Here is a 16245-nt window from a genome sequence, read left to right on the forward strand (position 1 = left end):
CCCACCATCGTACCGGCCTATCCGTCCCCGAACATGAAAAAGGGACCCCACGCACCTGCTAGAGCTCGCTGACCCTTGCTGCGTTCCCGCCCTGGGGGAGTTCACAAGATAACACCGCGTGAGATCCTGCCTGACACTGTAGCCATCTCTTCCGCCAGAACACAACCTGCGCGCCCCACCTGCCGTTTTGGCGCTGTGGGGTGTGTGCATTACCATGTCCAAAGACGCTTCGCCGGTGCATGCCGGGGAGGTTGTTCGCTGGAGGATTCGACTAGCGGCCTATGTCACACGCCTGGAACGCGTGCGGGTTTCACGACCCTCGTGGGTTCAAATCCCACATCCTCCGCAAATTTCACGCCCCGCGTTTTTACGCGGGGCGTTTTTGCTACCGTTTTGTGCGTGACCACCACCGCAAACACTACCAACACTGCGCTCGATCAACTCGCTGACCTGCTGGATGTCGGTCGTTTCACGGTTGCGGATGCGGGCATGATCCCGCGCGCGATCGCCCTTGCCGCCGCCGAGGAACTCGGCGTGCCGTACGAGGACGCGTGGACTGCGGAGGAGATCGCGGACAGCATCTTCGACAACTTCGCCCAGTACATCCTGGGCTCCGGTGTTGACGGTCGGGCGGCGACGCTGCGCGCAATTGTCGACGACCACTTCACCGCCCAGACGTCTCGCACCCGGGGGTCGGGGGTGTCGTCGTTTAGCAAGCTCTCGTCGGACGACTTCACCCCGGCGAAAAACAAGTTGGAGGCGGTCAACCGCATTAGCGCGCTGACGGGTTCGGGCCCGGAGACGCTCGGGCCGGGGTCAAAAGAGCGCAAGTCGGTGCTGGTAAACCTGGCGCGCGCGATCGACAACAACAACGCGCCGGAGGACGCAACCAAGATCGAGCTCGGGCGTTGGTTGGCACAGCAGTTGGGCGGGACGTGGGGGCCGCGTGATTACTCGTCGGGCTACACGATCACGCTCAACGGGCTGAATAATCTGCTGCACCTGGCCACGCGCCGGTTTGCGGGCGCGGAGGATTTCGCTTCCCCGCTGCTGGAAGCCAACGCGCTCGTCGCCGGTGCTGCGGAGGCGCTCGGCCTGCGGGCGGACACCGATTGGGCGAGCCTCCCGTTCGACGGGCGCACGTGTGTGGAGGAGATGTTCGCGGCGCAGTACCGCAACCGGAACCAAACGGAGTGGTTCGCCTGGTACGCCGAGTTCAAGGTTCTGCCGTTTTATGCGGCGAAGTTCAAGGGCGGCCCGGCGACCATCGGCCACACGGAGTTCGACTATCAGGGCACCCGTACCTGGGATTTGAAGGTGCACTCCACCGATGGCAAAGCGGACCGCACGCCGCTGAACGACCAGTACTCGGTGGACCTCGCCGCAGCACAGGACGGGGTCGGTTTCATCGTGGTCAACACGGTGCCGGATTACACCGACGAGGACGCGTTTTACCGCTGGCACATGGCCAAGCGCGGCAAGGTAGTGAAAGACCGTAAGCCGAACTCGCGCGAGCTCAAGGTCGCGCACACGGTGACCAGCATTGAGGCGTACTACTTCCCGGACACTGCATCTATTAGCGACGCCATCGCCCGCGGCATCATCAAAGTCTTCAACCAGGGCCGCCAGCAGGACGGGTCGCCGCGCAAGCCGAAGTACGAGATGGACATGGCCCTCGCGCGCGGCACGGATTATTTGCTTACGGCGCTTGCGTGAGGTCCTGCGCGTACGCCGCCGCCACGTCCACGTCGCGCCCGAACACCACGCGGTTGAGCCGCTCCACAAGGGCGAAGGGGTGCTTGACGTTTTCGTTGATAATGCCGGCGTTGAGTTTGGTGACTAGGTTGTCGCGTTCGGAGGCGCGGATGTCACTAATAAGCACAGGCTCGATGTCGGGCACCGGCACGGACATGAGCACGCGACGGGTGAGGCTTACGCCGCCGTCGTGCCAGCGCCACCACAAATACGGCGCGGACGAGTTCAGCGTCACCGCCGCGAGGTCACGGTCGTGTGCGGTGGCGAAGTGCAGCACCTGCTTCGAGCGCCTGCTCAACTCCCCGAACGCGGCGGAGATGTAGTAGCGCGGGGTGGTGGCTACGGTGAGCGAAAACTCCGTCGGGCCAGGTACGACAAGGTCGGCGATGGTGCGCTCCCACCCCTGCATTTGCCGCCAGATTTCCTGGTGGTCGGGGTGGATCTTCAGCCACTCCCCTCCCTGACCGATCTGCCGCGGCGCGAGCAGGTGCGGTGCCTTTTCCAGCAAGGCTGCCCTTGATGCCGCACGCCATCGCAAGATCGGCGTGACCCGCCACGCGCTTGCCCCCGGCGGGCACACGGTGACGGCAGCGCGCACAAAGTTGGTTTTCGACGTGTTCGACGAGCCGAACTTGTAGCCGCGAAACAGGGTGTCGGGGACGTTGTCGAAGACGGTGATGTCGCCGCCGGTGAGGTGTTCGTCGACAAGCAATCGCAGCCCTGCGAACTTCGGCGCGCCCAGGTAGGAGGCGGGCGTGACCGCGATGAAGCCGCGGCTGGTGGTGGCGACACGCTCCATGAAATAGGCGAACAGGTCGCGGGTGGCGGCGGTGGCGAACGTGTCGTCGCGCGCGGTGGAGGCGTACGGCGGGTTCATGATGACAAAGTCGTGGGCGGGGATGTCGTCGTGAAGAAAATCGGCCACCACGCAGCGCGCGGCGAGCGCTTCAAAGCCTGCGGTGTCGCCCGGCGCGAGGAAGTGCGACAGCAGCACCACCGCGGTGTGCAGCGCGACCGGGTCGATGTCCACCAGGATCAATTGCTTTGCGACGAAGCCCCCCACATCCCCATCAACCTTCCGCGCAAGATGCCACGCGAGCACCCCAGTGCCGCAGCACGGGTCCACCCACGTGCCCTCCGGGAAACGGTTGACGTGCTGGGCCATGAACGCGGCGGCGTCGTCGGGCGTGAAGTACTGGCCCGCGTCCTTGCGCGCCTTACTGTCGCTGAGCGCCAGGAACGCCTCGTAACAAACCGCGATCTCCCCGATGGTCATGTTTTCGAACACATCTTCTGCCAGCGGCTCGACCCCCAGGTAGGATTCCACCACCGGCGCAAGGTCGGGCCGCAACGCGTTCGAGTGCGCCGCGATCCCCCGCAGCCATGCCTGTTGGCCTGCGATTTCGGGGTGCGCGCGCAGGCGGTTCAGCGTGGCGGTGACACGCTTTGCGGAGAAGTTCGATCCCTGGGGCACGGTGCCCGAGCTTATAGCTCTTTTACTCTTCCGCTCCAATCTGGGCTGCTGTATACTCGCGTGCATGATCGACGCAAAGCTTTACGAAGCAATCAACCAGCAAGTCACCGAAGAGTACGGTGCCGCCTACATCTACCGCTACCTGGCCAACGAGATGGACGCCCTGTCCTTCCCGGGCCTGAGCGAGTGGTTCGCCGCGCAGGCATCTGAGGAGTGCGACCACGCGCAGAAGTTCGCCCAGCACCTCATCGACCGTGGCGAGCACGTCAAGCCGCACAACATTGAAATCGACGCGCCTGAGATCAAGACTCCGCTCGACGCGTTTGAGGCTGCTCTTGCGCACGAGAAGAAGGTTTCCGAACAGATCCGCCAGATCACTCGTCTTGCTGACGAGGTCGGCGACCTCGAGTCCCGCCCGCTGCTCAACTGGTTCCTGGAGGAGCAGATTGAGGAAGAGTCGACCGTGAGCGAGATCGTCGACCAGCTCAAGCTTGTTGGCAAGGACGGCTCGGGCCTGTTGCGTATCGACGCCCGCCTGGCCGGCCGCTCCACCGACTCCGACGCGTAACCCACCCCGGATTTCGCGTTCAGCCCCCGTCACGTGCGGGGGCTTTGTTTGTGTCTAGCGCTGTTTGTGTCTAGCTGGATTGTTGGCGGCGCTTGACCCGCCACATGTCGATCGCGATGACCACACCGAGGATCGCAGCGTGCTGGCGTTCGCTCAGCTCCGGCTCGAACTGCACCCGGTAGTCCGACTTGCCGGTCAGTTCGCGCCCGAAGCCTTTGTATTCCGCGACCACGTGCGCGATCGGGCGGCCCTGCGATGTGAGCGTGTAGTTGCGGTTGAACACCTTGCCTTCGACTTGCACCTCGGGAAACCCTGCGATGTCGAGGTCGAATTTTGAGCCCATGAGCTTGAACCGCGATGTCAGCCGCGCCAGCTCCATCGCGGGCGTGACTAGACGCACGGTGTAGCTGTCGCGGATGAGGTCGATCGGGTCTTCGATGCTGATAAGGTGCGTGCCGCCTGCGTCGAACACATCGACTTGGCGCGAGGCCCGGCTCAGCACGTCTTTCATGTTGAGCTTCGTTTGCCGTGCCGTGCCAAGCGATTGTCCGGTGGGTGCTTCGATCGCGAACTCATTGCGACCGAAGATTTTGGTTTGCCGGATAATGACTTCGTTTTCCCGCAGCATGGTGTAAATCGTAATCCCGCCGCGCTGCGCGTGCCGGGCAGAAATGCGTAAAAGGCTGACGCCAGTTCCGAGTGCGAACTGGCATCAGCCTTTTACGGTGTTCGGAAGAGAAGGGTTAGGCGGTTTCCTCGGTCTCCTTACCGTCGCTCTTGTCCTCGCCCTTGTCTTCGCCCTTGTCGGAGGAACCCTTCGCATCTGACTTGGAGCTCTGGGCCCACTCCGGCAGTTCGCCGTCCTTGCACAGGGCGGCGAGGATGCCAATGCCTGCTGCCAGACCAGCCAGGGACAAACCGATGGCTGCTGCCTGGGTGACCTCCGGGCCGAACTGCTGCTGCAGACGGTCAGCCTCAACCTGGATCTGACGCATCCACTCCGGCTGCGGGCGGCGGTTGGTCTCGCCGCCGAGGCCGAACTGCTCGAGCGGGTTCGGGATGTTCATCTTCTCCGACACGTTCGCTGCTGCCTTGCCCAGCTCGGCGCCGAGCGGACCGGCCAGCGGTGCACCGATGGCGATCAGCAGGCCGAGCGGAACCAGCCACAGCAGCGGGTTGCTCTCGGACGACATGCTGTCGAAGCACTTCTTGATGTTCTCCGAGGAGCCCTGGTCAGACACCAGGTTCTGCGGCTGCTTCTGGCCTGGGTCGTTCGGGATGGAACCGTTGTCGGTCTTGACCGGGATCTCGACGATCGTGGTCTTGCCGTCCGGTGTCTTCACCTCCACCGGGATGGTGATGTTGGTGCCCGGCTTCACGTCGGCTGGCGGGGTGATGGTCAGGTTGCCCGTGCTTGGGTTGACCTCGACCTTCCAACCCTCCGGGATCTTCGGGTTGTCCGGGATCTTCCATTCGCCCGAACCGTTCGGCGGCGGAACCTCCGTCTTTTGGCCCGGGTAGACAACGATCACGGTGGTGGTGTTGTTGTCGACTGGGGTGTTGTTGTCGGTGCCGTTGCCCGGCTGGGTCTCCGGGACCTTCACCGTGACCTTTGCCGGCACGACGTCGGTCTTGCCGCTCGGGTAGGTGACGGTGACGTTGATGATCTTCTCGTCGCCATCCTTCGCGGTCTTTGGCATGGTGACCGTGATGTCGCCAGTCTTGGCGTCGATCTGCGGGTTCCACTCCTCAAGATCCTGACCCGGGGTGATCTCGTAGGTGGAACCACCCGGCACGTCGTCCTTCTTCGGCTTCAAGGTGGCGTTCTGGCCCGGGGTCTTCTCTACCTTCGGGTACTCCGGGGCACCGTGGACGATGACCTTCGCCGGAACGTTCTTATCCACGGAACCGTCCGGGTAGGTCACGTCAACCAGGATCGTCTTCACGTCGCCAGGCTTTGCGGAGCCCGGGATGGTGACGGTGATGGTGCCGGTTGCCGGATCAACCTTCGGCACCCAATCGCCCAAGTCCTGGCCCGGGGTGATGGTGAAGGTGGAGCCCTCCGGCAGGTTCTTGTTGTTCTGCTCGAGGCTGACCTCCACCCCGACCTTGCCGTAGGTCTCGCCGTAGCCCGGGGTGTTCAGGTTTGCGTCGGTCTCGCGCACCGTCACCACCGTGTCGATGGTGTCCTTGGAGCCGTCGGCGTAGGTGACGTCCACGGTGAACGTGGCGGTATCGCCGTGCTTCGCGCCCTTCGGGGCGGTGACCTTCAGCGTGCCGTCCTTGGCTGGTTCGGCGGTCCACCCTTCCGGTGCGTCGACGACGGTGTAGGTGGCGTCGACGGCGGTGCCGCGGACGTCGCCAGGCTGTGCCTTCAACGCGACATCAACGGAGCCACCCGGCTTGACCGTGTTCGGCGTGTTGTAGGCGGGAGCAAACTTGGCAACGGGGACGGAACCGGTGAACTTCGGCGTGTCTTGATCAACAACGCCGTCCTCGGTTGCAACGCGCAGTACCTGTGGGTTCTTGTAGGCGTCGAAATCCTCGTCCTTGGTGGTCTCGCGAGGGTTCGCGATGATTTCCACATCAACCTTCGCCGCCTTGTCGTCATCAACCGAACCGGTCGCGCCCTTGGGGAGGGTGACGTAGACCTTGCCGGTGTCGTCGACACGCACCTTGGCACCCTCGATCTTCTTGCCAGCGATGGAAACGTTGCCGGTCAAACGTTGGTAGTCGTTCTCCGCATTGGCCACCGTGATGCCGGTGTCGTACTCGTTGCCGTCCGCGATGATCGCCTGGGACTGCTGCTCAGAAGCGACAATTGGCGCGCAGTCATCGGTCTCAAATACCCACGGGGCGACGTCAATCTGCACAGTTGGGCTGACGCGGGTCTTCTCAGCCGCCAAGATCGTCGGATTATTGACCCTCCAGGCCCACGTCTGCGCCTGCTGATTGCTGTCCACAGCCAGCTTCACAACGGCCGTGCGCTTCTGATCACGCTTCAGCGAAAAGGACTCCTGATCAATCAGCGCAACCTCGTTGACATCAAGCATCTCAACGGGCTCATTGCCCTTGCGCTTGATCTCAACGGAGCCCTTCTTCAGAGCTTCAAGCTTGTAGGAGTGGGTTGCATCCTGCGTACCTACGTTTTCAACAACGATGAACGCCGTGCCGGATTGAAACACCCGCTCACTGTCAGCGCTTACGCTCACCCACGGCACGAAAGCGTTGTCTACCTCGTCGAGGCCAACACCCACGCTGACCCCGTTTTGGGTTGTCTTCAGCGCCACGCCAGGGTTCACCGTGGTGATGTTCTGATCCAGCACAACAGCACATGCGCCCTGCTGTGGGTTCGCGGTCCGACCCGGAGGGCTTGTGAATTCTTCTGGCAGCGCGGTTGCTTGCGGGGCGACAACAGCCGAAGCGCCGAGGGCAAGCGCAACGGTGCTCGCAGCAATCTTCTTCGAAATCATGAAGTCTCCTTAGAGGTTCGTTGCCCAGTGGTGCGTCCCCAAACGCAGCCACGTGACCTTCCTCCAAATATGAGTGAGCTTCAGACCGACCGCAAGAGTTTTAACATATAAAAAACAGGTTATACTTCATTAAAACACAGCAATTACAAAGATTCCCACGTCCATGGGTCGCGCGACAGTTGTGACGGTTCGAACACATCCAACAAACCATTCACGCTATCTACCTGGCCATATCCGAGCGACCCGGCAATATCACGCACAATGTCGGACTGACGTTTATCGGCCAACATCTCCCGCAAGGTGACAGCACCATCGCGCTTTGCTAATCGACGACCCCCTGGCCCCACCACAAGCGGAACGTGAATATAAAAAGGCGTCACGAGAGAAAGTTGATCAGCCAAATACGCTTGTGCCGGGGCAGAAAACAACAAATCGTCGCCTCGCACAACCTGATCCACCCCCTGAAAACCGTCGTCCACAACGACCGCCAAGTTGTACGCCCAATCCCCCGCCTGCGCCTGATCCACACGCCCGCCGCGCTTCAAAATCACATCATCAACCGGCCCCGTGTAGGCACCGTGGTAGAAATCCTCAACCGTCCACTCACGCACGTGGGCCCGCAGACGGATTGCGGGGAGGCGGCCCTCGTCGGCGAGGTCGCGTCGTCGTAAAGCACGCTGCTCCTCCGTGAGATCACGACACGTCCCCGGATACATCCCCGGCTGCGCATGCGGCGCCGACGCCGCCTCCCGGATATCCCGGCGCGTGCAATAACACTCATACGTATCCAAGCGAGCCAGCGCATCTGCATACGCGTCCCCGCGATCGTGCTGGTAGAGCACCGGAGGATCGAAGTCGAGGCCGAGCGCCTCCAAGTCCTCAATCTGGCGCAGCGCCGACTCCGCGGATGAACGCTCCGAATCAATATCCTCCACACGCAAAAAGAACTTCCGGCCGCTTTGGCGAGCAAACAGCCACGCCAGCACCGCCGTACGCAAATTGCCAAAGTGGAGATCGCCGCTCGGACTCGGCGCATAGCGACCAGCAGGACCTTGGAAAACAGCCATATGTGCAATGATATTGCGCATGTCACCGCGCGTATCCCGCTCCCCATACCCGTACCTGCTCGCCGTGTTCTGCGCGGTGTTTCTCATCTCGAACATCACGGCACAAAAAGGCGTGGTCATCGGGCCGCTAGTCACCGACGGGGCCTTCTTCCTCTTCCCCATCTCCTATGTCATCGGCGACGTCATCGCCGAGGTCTACGGGTTCAAAGCCGCACGCCGCGCCGTGTTCACCGGCTTTTTCATCGCCGTGCTTGCCGTGGTGACGTTCTACATCGCCATCTGGCTGCCCGCGGCGGACTTCTACGACATGCAAGACACCTTCGCCGCAGTCCTGGGCTTGTTGCCGCGCATCGTCGCGGCCTCGCTCGCCGGCTACGTAGTGGGTCAACTACTCAACGCGTGGGTACTGCAGAAGATGAAGGACCGCTTCGGCACCGACCGCCTCTGGGCGCGCCTGATCGGCTCCACCATTGTCGGCGAATTCGCGGACACGCTGCTGTTCTGCACCATCGCCGCGAGCGTGATCGGCGTCGATTCCGCGAGCACGTTTATCAACTACGTCGTTGTTGGGTTCCTGTGGAAGACCCTCATGGAGGTCGTGCTGCTGCCGATCACCTATCCGACGATCGCAGCCGTGCGCCGCGCCGAACATCGCATTGCCGACGAGAGCGTGTAACCCACAGGGCTCCGAAACCTGTACTGTTGCTGATGCAGACCCCCTCCACACGTGTGGACCAAGGGGGTCTAGCTGTTTCTAATCTAACTCGCGTGGCCCCCCTGGAAGGATCACGTGGAGCGAGGTACTCGCTGTACCAATTGTGGGCGAACTTGTGTTTGGGCACTTTCATTAACGACGAATTCGCACTCCACGCAACGTGATCTGCCATCTGAACGAGTTGGGACGCCCTGGAGCCCAGGAAGATGGGATCCTCAATAACATGCCGAGTTGTCCTTGGGAGTTCACGATGTGCTCGGCGAAAGTTTTTCTCAGTTCCGTCCCTTACGAGCCGGTGTGAAGGCCAAGCGCAAATCCAGCGCAGCTAGAACCTTAAGCAGCGTTTCTACCGTCGGATTCCCAACTCCATTTTCTATGCGACTCAGTTCAGCCTGTTGAATTCCGGCAGCATCAGCAACAGATTGCTGAGTTGCGCCGCGATCATGCCGGGCCGACGCAAGTGCAGCACCTACCGCTTTACGCTCTGCAAGTTCCGCAGCAAACGCTCGCGTTGCCGCATCACGAATTACCTCGGCTGCTGGCGATTCCGATTCTCGATATGGCTGGATGAAGTCTTCAAACTTTGTAGTGGCCATTTGTTCACCCCCACGCTCCGCTTAATAGGTAACCAGCAGCAAGTTTATGTGTTTAACCCCATAACAGCAAGGCGTATTTACTCTCTTTTCCAGGCAGACAAAACGGAGCGCGCTGCACGAATTTCCTTCTGCTCCTGCTTTCGACTTGGATCGCGCAACTTGTTGTATCCACCGAGCAACAAAACGATTCGCTTTAGCCGGATGCGGCTCGAAGTTTCCCCAAAATCGCTCCAACCCTAGACCCGCAAATCACAGCTTAGGGGCAAACCCGAACTCACCCTGCTTGCTAGATCGAGCACATGAGTGCCCCAGAGGGCGTCTAACAGGACATCGGGTCGAGTTCGGGTTTGCTCCTAAGCTGGCTGCGCGACTACATGTCCCCTACTTCCCGGCGTAGTAGCGGCCGAGGAACTCGTCGCGGTAGGCCTCGTAATCGCCGGCGTCGATGGCAAGGCGGATGTTGTCCACGAGGCGGATCATGAACTCTAGGTTGTGGATCGTGCACAGCGTGCCCGCCAGGAACTCCTTCGCCTTGAGCAGGTGGTGGATGTAGGCGCGGGAAAAGTTCTCAGAGACGTAGCCGCCGAACTCCTCGTCCACGCCGGAGAAGTCGCGCTTGAAGCGGGCGCCGGCGAGGTTCATGCGGCCGTCCAAGGTGTACACGCCGCCGCGGCGGCCGAGGCGCGTCGGGGCGACGCAGTCGAAGGTGTCGGCGCCGGCCTCGACGGCGGTGAAAATGTCGTCGGGCTCCGAAATGCCCAGCAGGTGGCGGGGCATGTCGACGGGCAGCTCGTCGGTGACCCAGCCGACGATCGTGCCCAGATTTTCCTTCTCCAGGGCGCCACCGATGCCGAAGCCACCGAAGCCACGGCGGCCCTCGTCGAGCGCCTCACGGTGAAGATCCAACAAGCCGTGCGTAGCCTGGCGGCGCAGGTCCTCGTACTGCGCACCCTGCACCACGCCCCACAGGGACTGCAGCGGCTTGTCCGCCCGAACCTCGGTCAGACGGTCGTGCTCGATGAGGCAACGACGGGCCCAACGACGGGTGCGCTCGACGGAATGCTCCTGGTAGGAGCGGGTATCCACAAGCGTGGTCAGTTCGTCGAAGGCAAACATGATGTCGGCGCCCAGCTGGTGCTGGATCTGCATCGACACTTCAGGGGTGAAGCGGTGGGAGGAGCCGTCGATGACGGATTTGAAGTCGACGCCGTCGTCGTCGACACGCGCCATGCGATCCTTGTTCGCCGCACGGATGTCGCCCTCGGTCAGGCCCGCGGTGTCCATGGCGAGGACCTTTTTAAAGCCGACGCCGAGGCTCATCACCTGGAAGCCGCCGGAATCGGTGTAGGTGGGGCCGTGCCAGTTTTCGAAGGCGGCGACGCCGCCGGCCTCGTCGACAATGTCGGGCCCTGGCTGCAGGTACAGGTGGTAGGCGTTGGACAGGATCGCCTGCGCGCCGGTGGAGCGGATCTGCTCGGGCGTGAGCGTTTTCACCGTCGCCTTGGTGGCCACGGGGATGAACGCAGGGGTCTGAATCGAGCCGTGCGGGGTGTGGATCACACCGGTGCGCCCGTGCCTACCCGGCGCGGGCTCCAGCTGGGTGCCGACCTCGAAGGTGGTGTCCGTCTGCTGCGTCATGCGTGTTCCTTTTCTAGTTCGGTGCCCTCAACGTCGACCTCGGGGAGGAGTTTGTCCAGCCATTTTGGCATCCACCAGGCGGCGCGGCCGAGGAGGAACATGGTGGCGGGGACGAGGGCCATGCGGATGAAGAAGGCGTCGAACAGTACTGCGACACCGAGTGCGAAGCCGAAGATTTGGATGAACGGCAACGGTTGGTCCAAGAAGGCGATGAAGACGGCGATCATGATGATCGCGGCGGCGGTGACCACGCGCGCGCCTTGCCTGAAGCCTTGCACGGTGGATTCGTGCACGGCGCGCAGCCGGTCGCCGTCGCCATTGCGCAAGTAGGCCTCGCGCATGCGAGTAACCAGGAAGACTTGGTAGTCCATGGCCAGGCCGAAGGTGACGCCGATGAGGAAGATCGGCAGGAAGGACAGGATCGGGGTCGGTGTGTTCACCAAACCCCACAGGCCTTCTTGGAAGAACAGCACGGTCACGCCGAAGGCGGCGCCGACGGATAGCAGGAAGCCCAGGCCTGCCACGAGCGGCACCATGATGGAGCGGAACACGATAACGAGCAGCACGATCGCCAGCCCCACCACGATGGACAGGTACAGCGGCATGGCCTTTGAGAGTTCTTCGGTGATGTCCATTTGGACGGCGGTCAGGCCGGTCAGGCCAACGTCGATACCCGTGGCGTCTTCCACCTGGCTGATGGCCTCGCGCACTCCGTGGGCGATTTGCAAGGTGCGTTCCTCTTCCGGACCACCGGTTGGGGTGGCGAGGATCTGGGCGGCTGTGAGGTCGTCGTTAGCTGCGATGAGCTGCGCGTGCTCGATGCCGTTGACGGAGCCGATCTCGCCCATGGTGTAGATGAAGGACGCGAGCGCTGCCTTTTGGGCGTCGCCGCCAGCCTCATCCGGGATCGCTGACATGTACGGCTGGAGAATCTCCGAATTGGGGTTGACGCTGTGTGCATCAACCACCAGCAGCAGTGGGGCGTTCACGCCGGGGCCGAAGCCTTCCGCCATGAGGTCTGCGGACTTGCGTTGGGTGGTGTCGTAGTTGGAGGTGCTGTCGGACGGCAGCGACATCTCCAAGCCAAGCACCGGGGTGGACAGCGCACCAAGCCCCAGCACGACCACTGCCATAACAAGGCCCGGCACCTTTTCGACGAAGCGCACCCACCGCCTACCCATCGAATTCTCATCGAGGTCCTTCGCCGGACGCTTACCCGGACCCGGATTACCGGCCAGGCCGGGAATCTTGCCCGCGAAGGTCTTTGAGCCGAACGCGCCGAGCAACGCCGGTACAAGCGTCAGCGCGACCAGCACGGCGATGAACACGGTGACGGCGGCGGCAAGGCCCATCCAGGTAAGGAACTCGATCTGCGCCAGTGCCAGGGCGACCAGCGCGGTAAAGACCGTGGCGCCAGCGAACACCACCGAGGAACCCGCGGTGCCGACAGCCATGCCGGCCGCCTCATCCGGCGGGAGGTGGCGTGCCTCCTGGCGGTAGCGCGACAGGATAAACAGGGCGTAGTCGATGCCCACGGCCAGGCCGATCATGACGGCAAGGACCGGAGTGACGTCGTTGAGTTCCACCCAGTGGGTGGTCAGCAGCACCAGCAGCGCGCCGATGCCCACGCCGACCACGGCAGAGATGATCGGGATCACCGACGCCGCCAAGGAACCGAAGGTGACCACGAGCACCAAAAACGCCACGGCCAGGCCGACCATCTCAGAGGTGGTCTTAATGGCAATCGGCTCGCCGAAACCAGCGCCGCCGGCCTCCACCTGAAGGCCCGCGTCCCGGCCGATTTTCATAGCCTCGTTCACCACGTCGCGGTCCGCCTGGTCGACGGACATCGACGACTCAGCATCGAACTCGAAGGTGGTGTAGGCGATGCGGGCGTCGTCGCTAAGCATGCGCAACTGATACGCATCCGCTTCCGCACGCTCCCGCGGCATGCCCATCTCAGTCATCTGGCCGATGATCATGCGCTGCAACTCGTCGTTGACCGTCACTGGATTGCCGAAGCGCTCCCCCTCCACCCCGAGGTGGTCGCGGATATAGCCGACGGTCGCATCCATCGCCGCCATATGCTCGGGCGTATCCAGGCGCTGACCCTCAGGCGCGGCGAACACCAAGTTCACGCCAGGGGCTGTGGCCACATTGCCGGCATCGGGGAAGTTTTTCTCCATGTCGCGCAGCGCGTCGATAGCCGGTGTGCCCTCGATTGCGAACTCGGAGGTAAACGGCTTCATCAACGAAAACGCGCCGCCCGCAGTCGCACCGAACAGCAGCAGCCACGCCACAATCACCCGCCATTTGTGCAGGTAGGACCAACGTCCGAGGTTGTACAGCAGTTTCGCCACGTCAAAGGGTTCCTTCTGTGATACGGAAAAAGCCCCCGTTGCCGGGGGCTTTAACACTTGGCGGTAGCGGCGGGATTTGAACCCGCGGTGGTTTTACCCACACTCGCTTTCGAGGCGAGTACCTTCGGCCGCTCGGACACGCTACCGCCGACTAGATTAACGGCAGCGCCGCCAAGAAACCAAATTTAGCGGTCAGCTTCGTCGCGGACCTCGTCCGCCTTGTCCTCAACCTTGGCTGCGACCTCGTTGGCCTTGTCCTTAATAGCGTCGCCCGCCTCGGAGAGCTTCTCCTTAGCGTTGCCGATCAGCTGATCGGCCTTGCCCTCGTTCTGGAGCTTCTCGTTATCGGTAAGGTCGCCAGCCGCTTCCTTAGCCTGGCCCTTGATCTGATCAAGCTTGTCATCCAAACCCATGTTGTTCTCCTTTATTCGTTGAAATTCGGTGCAGTCGCCCAGTGTAGGGACAAACCCGAACACTTTGGGTAACGATTCAATTACTCCTCAGCTCTTCAAAGAAATCACTCAGTAACCTGGCAGTTTCTTCCTCCAGCACGCCGGCGCGTACCTCAGGGACATGCAGATGCCGCGGGTCTCGGATGGCATCCAGCACCGAACCCACCGCACCCGTCTTCGGCTCCCATGCGCCAAAAATTAACGACGACACCCTCGCCCCCAAGATCGCCCCCGCACACATCGTGCAGGGCTCCAGCGTGACCACGAGCTCACACCCATCCAGCCTCCACCTCCCCAACGCCTCGCACGCCTGCCGGATGGCCTCCACCTCCGCGTGCGCGGTCGGGTCGTTGTTCGCCTCCCGGCGGTTCACCCCCACCCCAAGGACCTCGCCCTCCGGGGAGAACACCACAGCCCCCACCGGTACATCGCCAGGCGGGGTCGTGCGGGCAACCTCGATCGCCTCCCGCATCCGTTCTTCAGCCCGGCGGGCAGGTTTGCTAATCGACGGCATCAGCAAGCTCGTCGCCAAAACCCAACTCGTCGGCGATGGTGTGGGCGAGATCGGCCGGGTCGGCGTCGTCGTCAAGCAAAATGCTCAACTGCTCCTCGGACAACCCCAGGTCCGCGAGGATGGCAAAATCACCATCAGCCCAGCCGTCGACGTTGTCCAGCTCATCCGGGTCGATGTCGGGGATGTCCACGTCGGCCTCATCCAGGATGTCAGCCGCGAAATCATCATCCACCGCCATCGTCGCGTCCGAAATCAACACACGCACCTTCGACGGACCCGGACGCACCACAACCAAATAGTCATCCTCCACGTTGAGCAGCGCAAACGCCGCACCCTCGCTGCGCAAACCGCGCACAGCGTCAATGGAGGTGGAAAGGTCCGTGAAATCGTCGCGGAACTCGCGCACCTGCCACGAACCCCCAACCTGAGCGACGGTGACGGCAAACCCGTCCGTGAAGTCCTGACTCATGGGACGAAAGCGTAGTCCGCGCGGGCCAAAGTGTCACTAGACTTAACGCGGTGACTACCTACCAACTGCCCCCCATCTGCATTCTCGGCCTCGGACTGATCGGCGGGTCGCTCATGCGCGACCTGACCATCTCTAACGAACGCGTCTTCGGCTACACCATGCACGGGGCACGCGCAGCACAACGGGACGGCTTCGATGTCTCCGACAACATGGAAGAAGTGCTGCGCCGCGCAGAGGCCGACAACGCGCTCATCGTGGTTGCGGTGCCGATGGCGGCAGTTGCGTCCGTACTGGACCAGGTAGCTTCGTTCGCCCCGACGTGCGACATCACCGACGTGGTGTCCGTCAAAGAACGCGTATACGACCTCATCGTCGAGCGCGACATGCAGGGCCGCTACGTCGGCGGCCACCCCATGGCGGGCACCGAGTTTTCCGGCTGGAGCGCCTCCCACGAGGGCCTGTTCGAGGGCGCCGCGTGGGCCGTGACATACGACTACGCGCGCGAAGGCCTTGCCGACGACCACTGGGCTGCCCTGTTCACCACCGTGTGCCGGCTCGCATCCGTTGTCGGTGCGGAGGCGGTCCCCGTGCGCGTATCGCTTCACGACGAATCCGTCGCCCGCGTCTCCCACCTCCCCCACGTCATCGCTGAAGCCCTGTCGTTGGTCGGCGACCGGGGCGGAACGCTCTCGCAGTCCCTGTCCGCCGGATCCTTTAGGGGCGCGACCCGGGTAGCTAGTACGGAACCCGAACTCGTGCGCAACATGTGCGAAACCAACGCCGACTCGCTCGTGCCGGTGCTCGACGAGTTCATCGAACTCCTCCAAGCCGCACGCGCTTCCCTTGCGGACGATCCGGCGTCCATGAAGCAGCTAGCCGAATCTGGCAACCGCGCCTACCTGCGCATGGCCGCCCGCAAAGGCGCCCGCCGCGAGTCCGTCTCCCCCGTGAAGATTTCTTCCCGCCCGGTCATGCGCGTCCACCCTGGCGCACCGGGCTGGGTCCGCCAACTCGAGCAGGTGGAGTCCCTCGGCGGACGCGTCGAGGTGTTCTAGGTTTTGTTTTTGGGGGGTTGGGGGTTTGGGGGGTTGATCCCTGGGGTTCCCCGGGGTTCCCTGGGGTTCTAGCCGGCCGTTTTCCGCTGGTCGTCTAGCTCTGTGTTTG

Annotated in this window: 14 protein-coding genes, 2 tRNA genes and 1 other RNA gene; 5 read left to right on the forward strand and 12 right to left on the reverse strand. The window is 62.5% G+C overall.

The window, feature by feature from the left end:
- Positions 1 to 35 precede the first annotated feature (35 nt).
- An RNA gene (ffs, locus tag HMPREF2785_RS04485) (signal recognition particle sRNA small type) lies at positions 36 to 131 on the reverse strand.
- Between the two features lie 129 nt (positions 132 to 260).
- Here ffs and HMPREF2785_RS04490 point away from each other — a divergent pair.
- Positions 261 to 346, forward strand: a tRNA-Ser gene (locus HMPREF2785_RS04490).
- 53 nt (positions 347 to 399) lie between these two features.
- The gene (locus HMPREF2785_RS04495; protein ID WP_070614356.1) at positions 400 to 1716 is read left to right on the forward strand and encodes a hypothetical protein; all 1317 of its coding nucleotides are present in this window, start codon (positions 400 to 402) and stop codon (positions 1714 to 1716) included.
- Here the strand turns inward: HMPREF2785_RS04495 and HMPREF2785_RS04500 are convergent.
- Complete coding sequence (locus HMPREF2785_RS04500) at positions 1700 to 3229, reverse strand: N-6 DNA methylase (RefSeq protein ID WP_070614357.1); 1530 nt, start codon at positions 3227 to 3229, stop codon at positions 1700 to 1702. The genes HMPREF2785_RS04495 and HMPREF2785_RS04500 overlap by 17 nt on opposite strands.
- 67 nt (positions 3230 to 3296) lie before the next feature.
- Between HMPREF2785_RS04500 and HMPREF2785_RS04505 the strand changes: the two genes are divergently transcribed.
- On the forward strand, positions 3297 to 3797 hold the full coding sequence (locus HMPREF2785_RS04505; RefSeq protein WP_180952355.1) for a ferritin: 501 nt from the start codon (positions 3297 to 3299) through the stop codon (positions 3795 to 3797).
- Positions 3798 to 3867: 70 nt separating this feature from the next.
- Here the strand turns inward: HMPREF2785_RS04505 and HMPREF2785_RS04510 are convergent, their stop codons facing one another.
- From HMPREF2785_RS04510 to gluQRS, 3 genes are all read right to left on the reverse strand, one after another.
- Positions 3868 to 4425 carry an LURP-one-related/scramblase family protein gene (locus HMPREF2785_RS04510; RefSeq protein WP_070614358.1) on the reverse strand — a complete coding sequence of 186 codons (558 nt, stop codon included), beginning with the start codon at positions 4423 to 4425 and terminating at the stop codon, positions 3868 to 3870.
- A 115-nt stretch (positions 4426 to 4540) separates the two neighbouring features.
- Positions 4541 to 7270 carry a YPDG domain-containing protein gene (locus HMPREF2785_RS04515; protein WP_070614359.1) on the reverse strand — a complete coding sequence of 910 codons (2730 nt, stop codon included), beginning with the start codon at positions 7268 to 7270 and terminating at the stop codon, positions 4541 to 4543.
- 143 nt (positions 7271 to 7413) lie between these two features.
- Positions 7414 to 8337, reverse strand: coding sequence for a tRNA glutamyl-Q(34) synthetase GluQRS (gluQRS, locus tag HMPREF2785_RS04520; RefSeq protein WP_070614369.1), 924 nt, complete (start codon positions 8335 to 8337; stop codon positions 7414 to 7416).
- Positions 8338 to 8356: 19 nt separating this feature from the next.
- Here gluQRS and HMPREF2785_RS04525 point away from each other — a divergent pair, with 19 nt between their 5' ends.
- Positions 8357 to 9013, forward strand: coding sequence for a queuosine precursor transporter (locus HMPREF2785_RS04525; RefSeq protein WP_070614360.1), 657 nt, complete (start codon positions 8357 to 8359; stop codon positions 9011 to 9013).
- A 311-nt stretch (positions 9014 to 9324) separates the two neighbouring features.
- Here HMPREF2785_RS04525 and HMPREF2785_RS11545 read toward each other — a convergent pair whose 3' ends face one another.
- The 7 genes from HMPREF2785_RS11545 to HMPREF2785_RS04555 all read right to left on the reverse strand — a co-directional run bounded on the left by HMPREF2785_RS11545 (position 9325) and on the right by HMPREF2785_RS04555 (position 15081).
- A complete protein-coding gene (locus tag HMPREF2785_RS11545) occupies positions 9325 to 9648 on the reverse strand; it encodes a helix-turn-helix domain-containing protein (protein ID WP_083279335.1) in 324 nt (107 codons plus the stop codon).
- 381 nt (positions 9649 to 10029) lie between these two features.
- Entirely contained in the window at positions 10030 to 11286 is a 1257-nt protein-coding gene (gene tgt / locus HMPREF2785_RS04530) for a tRNA guanosine(34) transglycosylase Tgt (protein ID WP_070614361.1), read from the reverse strand.
- Positions 11283 to 13646 carry an MMPL family transporter gene (locus HMPREF2785_RS04535; protein ID WP_070614362.1) on the reverse strand — a complete coding sequence of 788 codons (2364 nt, stop codon included), beginning with the start codon at positions 13644 to 13646 and terminating at the stop codon, positions 11283 to 11285. Before HMPREF2785_RS04535 ends, tgt begins: the two co-directional genes overlap by 4 nt.
- Before the next feature lie 58 nt (positions 13647 to 13704).
- Positions 13705 to 13792: transfer RNA gene (locus tag HMPREF2785_RS04540), tRNA-Ser, on the reverse strand.
- A 39-nt stretch (positions 13793 to 13831) separates the two neighbouring features.
- Positions 13832 to 14059: a CsbD family protein gene (locus HMPREF2785_RS04545; RefSeq protein WP_070614363.1), complete on the reverse strand. Its 228-nt coding sequence runs from the start codon at positions 14057 to 14059 to the stop codon at positions 13832 to 13834.
- A 76-nt stretch (positions 14060 to 14135) separates the two neighbouring features.
- Positions 14136 to 14570: a nucleoside deaminase gene (locus HMPREF2785_RS04550; protein WP_083308850.1), complete on the reverse strand. Its 435-nt coding sequence runs from the start codon at positions 14568 to 14570 to the stop codon at positions 14136 to 14138.
- Positions 14571 to 14598: 28 nt separating this feature from the next.
- Positions 14599 to 15081, reverse strand: coding sequence for a tRNA adenosine deaminase-associated protein (locus tag HMPREF2785_RS04555; protein WP_070421603.1), 483 nt, complete (start codon positions 15079 to 15081; stop codon positions 14599 to 14601).
- A 50-nt stretch (positions 15082 to 15131) separates the two neighbouring features.
- On the opposite strand from HMPREF2785_RS04555, the gene HMPREF2785_RS04560 reads away from it, so the two are divergent.
- Positions 15132 to 16136 carry a prephenate dehydrogenase gene (locus HMPREF2785_RS04560; protein ID WP_070421604.1) on the forward strand — a complete coding sequence of 335 codons (1005 nt, stop codon included), beginning with the start codon at positions 15132 to 15134 and terminating at the stop codon, positions 16134 to 16136.
- Positions 16137 to 16245: the final 109 nt, after the last annotated feature.

Source organism: Corynebacterium sp. HMSC067D03 (assembly GCF_001811185.1).
Lineage (GTDB): Bacteria > Actinomycetota > Actinomycetes > Mycobacteriales > Mycobacteriaceae > Corynebacterium > Corynebacterium coyleae.

Bases quoted from the DNA above. Each gene is read 5' to 3' on its own strand.
- HMPREF2785_RS04525 (WP_070614360.1), top strand. From the start codon at position 8,357: ATGTCACCGCGCGTATCCCGCTCCCCATACCCGTACCTGCTCGCCGTG.
- HMPREF2785_RS04555 (WP_070421603.1), bottom strand. From the start codon at position 15,081: ATGAGTCAGGACTTCACGGACGGGTTTGCCGTCACCGTCGCTCAGGTT.
- HMPREF2785_RS11545 (WP_083279335.1), bottom strand. From the start codon at position 9,648: ATGGCCACTACAAAGTTTGAAGACTTCATCCAGCCATATCGAGAATCG.
- HMPREF2785_RS04510 (WP_070614358.1), bottom strand. From the start codon at position 4,425: ATGCTGCGGGAAAACGAAGTCATTATCCGGCAAACCAAAATCTTCGGT.
- HMPREF2785_RS04545 (WP_070614363.1), bottom strand. From the start codon at position 14,059: ATGGGTTTGGATGACAAGCTTGATCAGATCAAGGGCCAGGCTAAGGAA.
- gluQRS (WP_070614369.1), bottom strand. From the start codon at position 8,337: ATGGCTGTTTTCCAAGGTCCTGCTGGTCGCTATGCGCCGAGTCCGAGC.
- HMPREF2785_RS04515 (WP_070614359.1), bottom strand. From the start codon at position 7,270: ATGATTTCGAAGAAGATTGCTGCGAGCACCGTTGCGCTTGCCCTCGGC.
- HMPREF2785_RS04550 (WP_083308850.1), bottom strand. From the start codon at position 14,570: ATGCGGGAGGCGATCGAGGTTGCCCGCACGACCCCGCCTGGCGATGTA.
- tgt (WP_070614361.1), bottom strand. From the start codon at position 11,286: ATGACGCAGCAGACGGACACCACCTTCGAGGTCGGCACCCAGCTGGAG.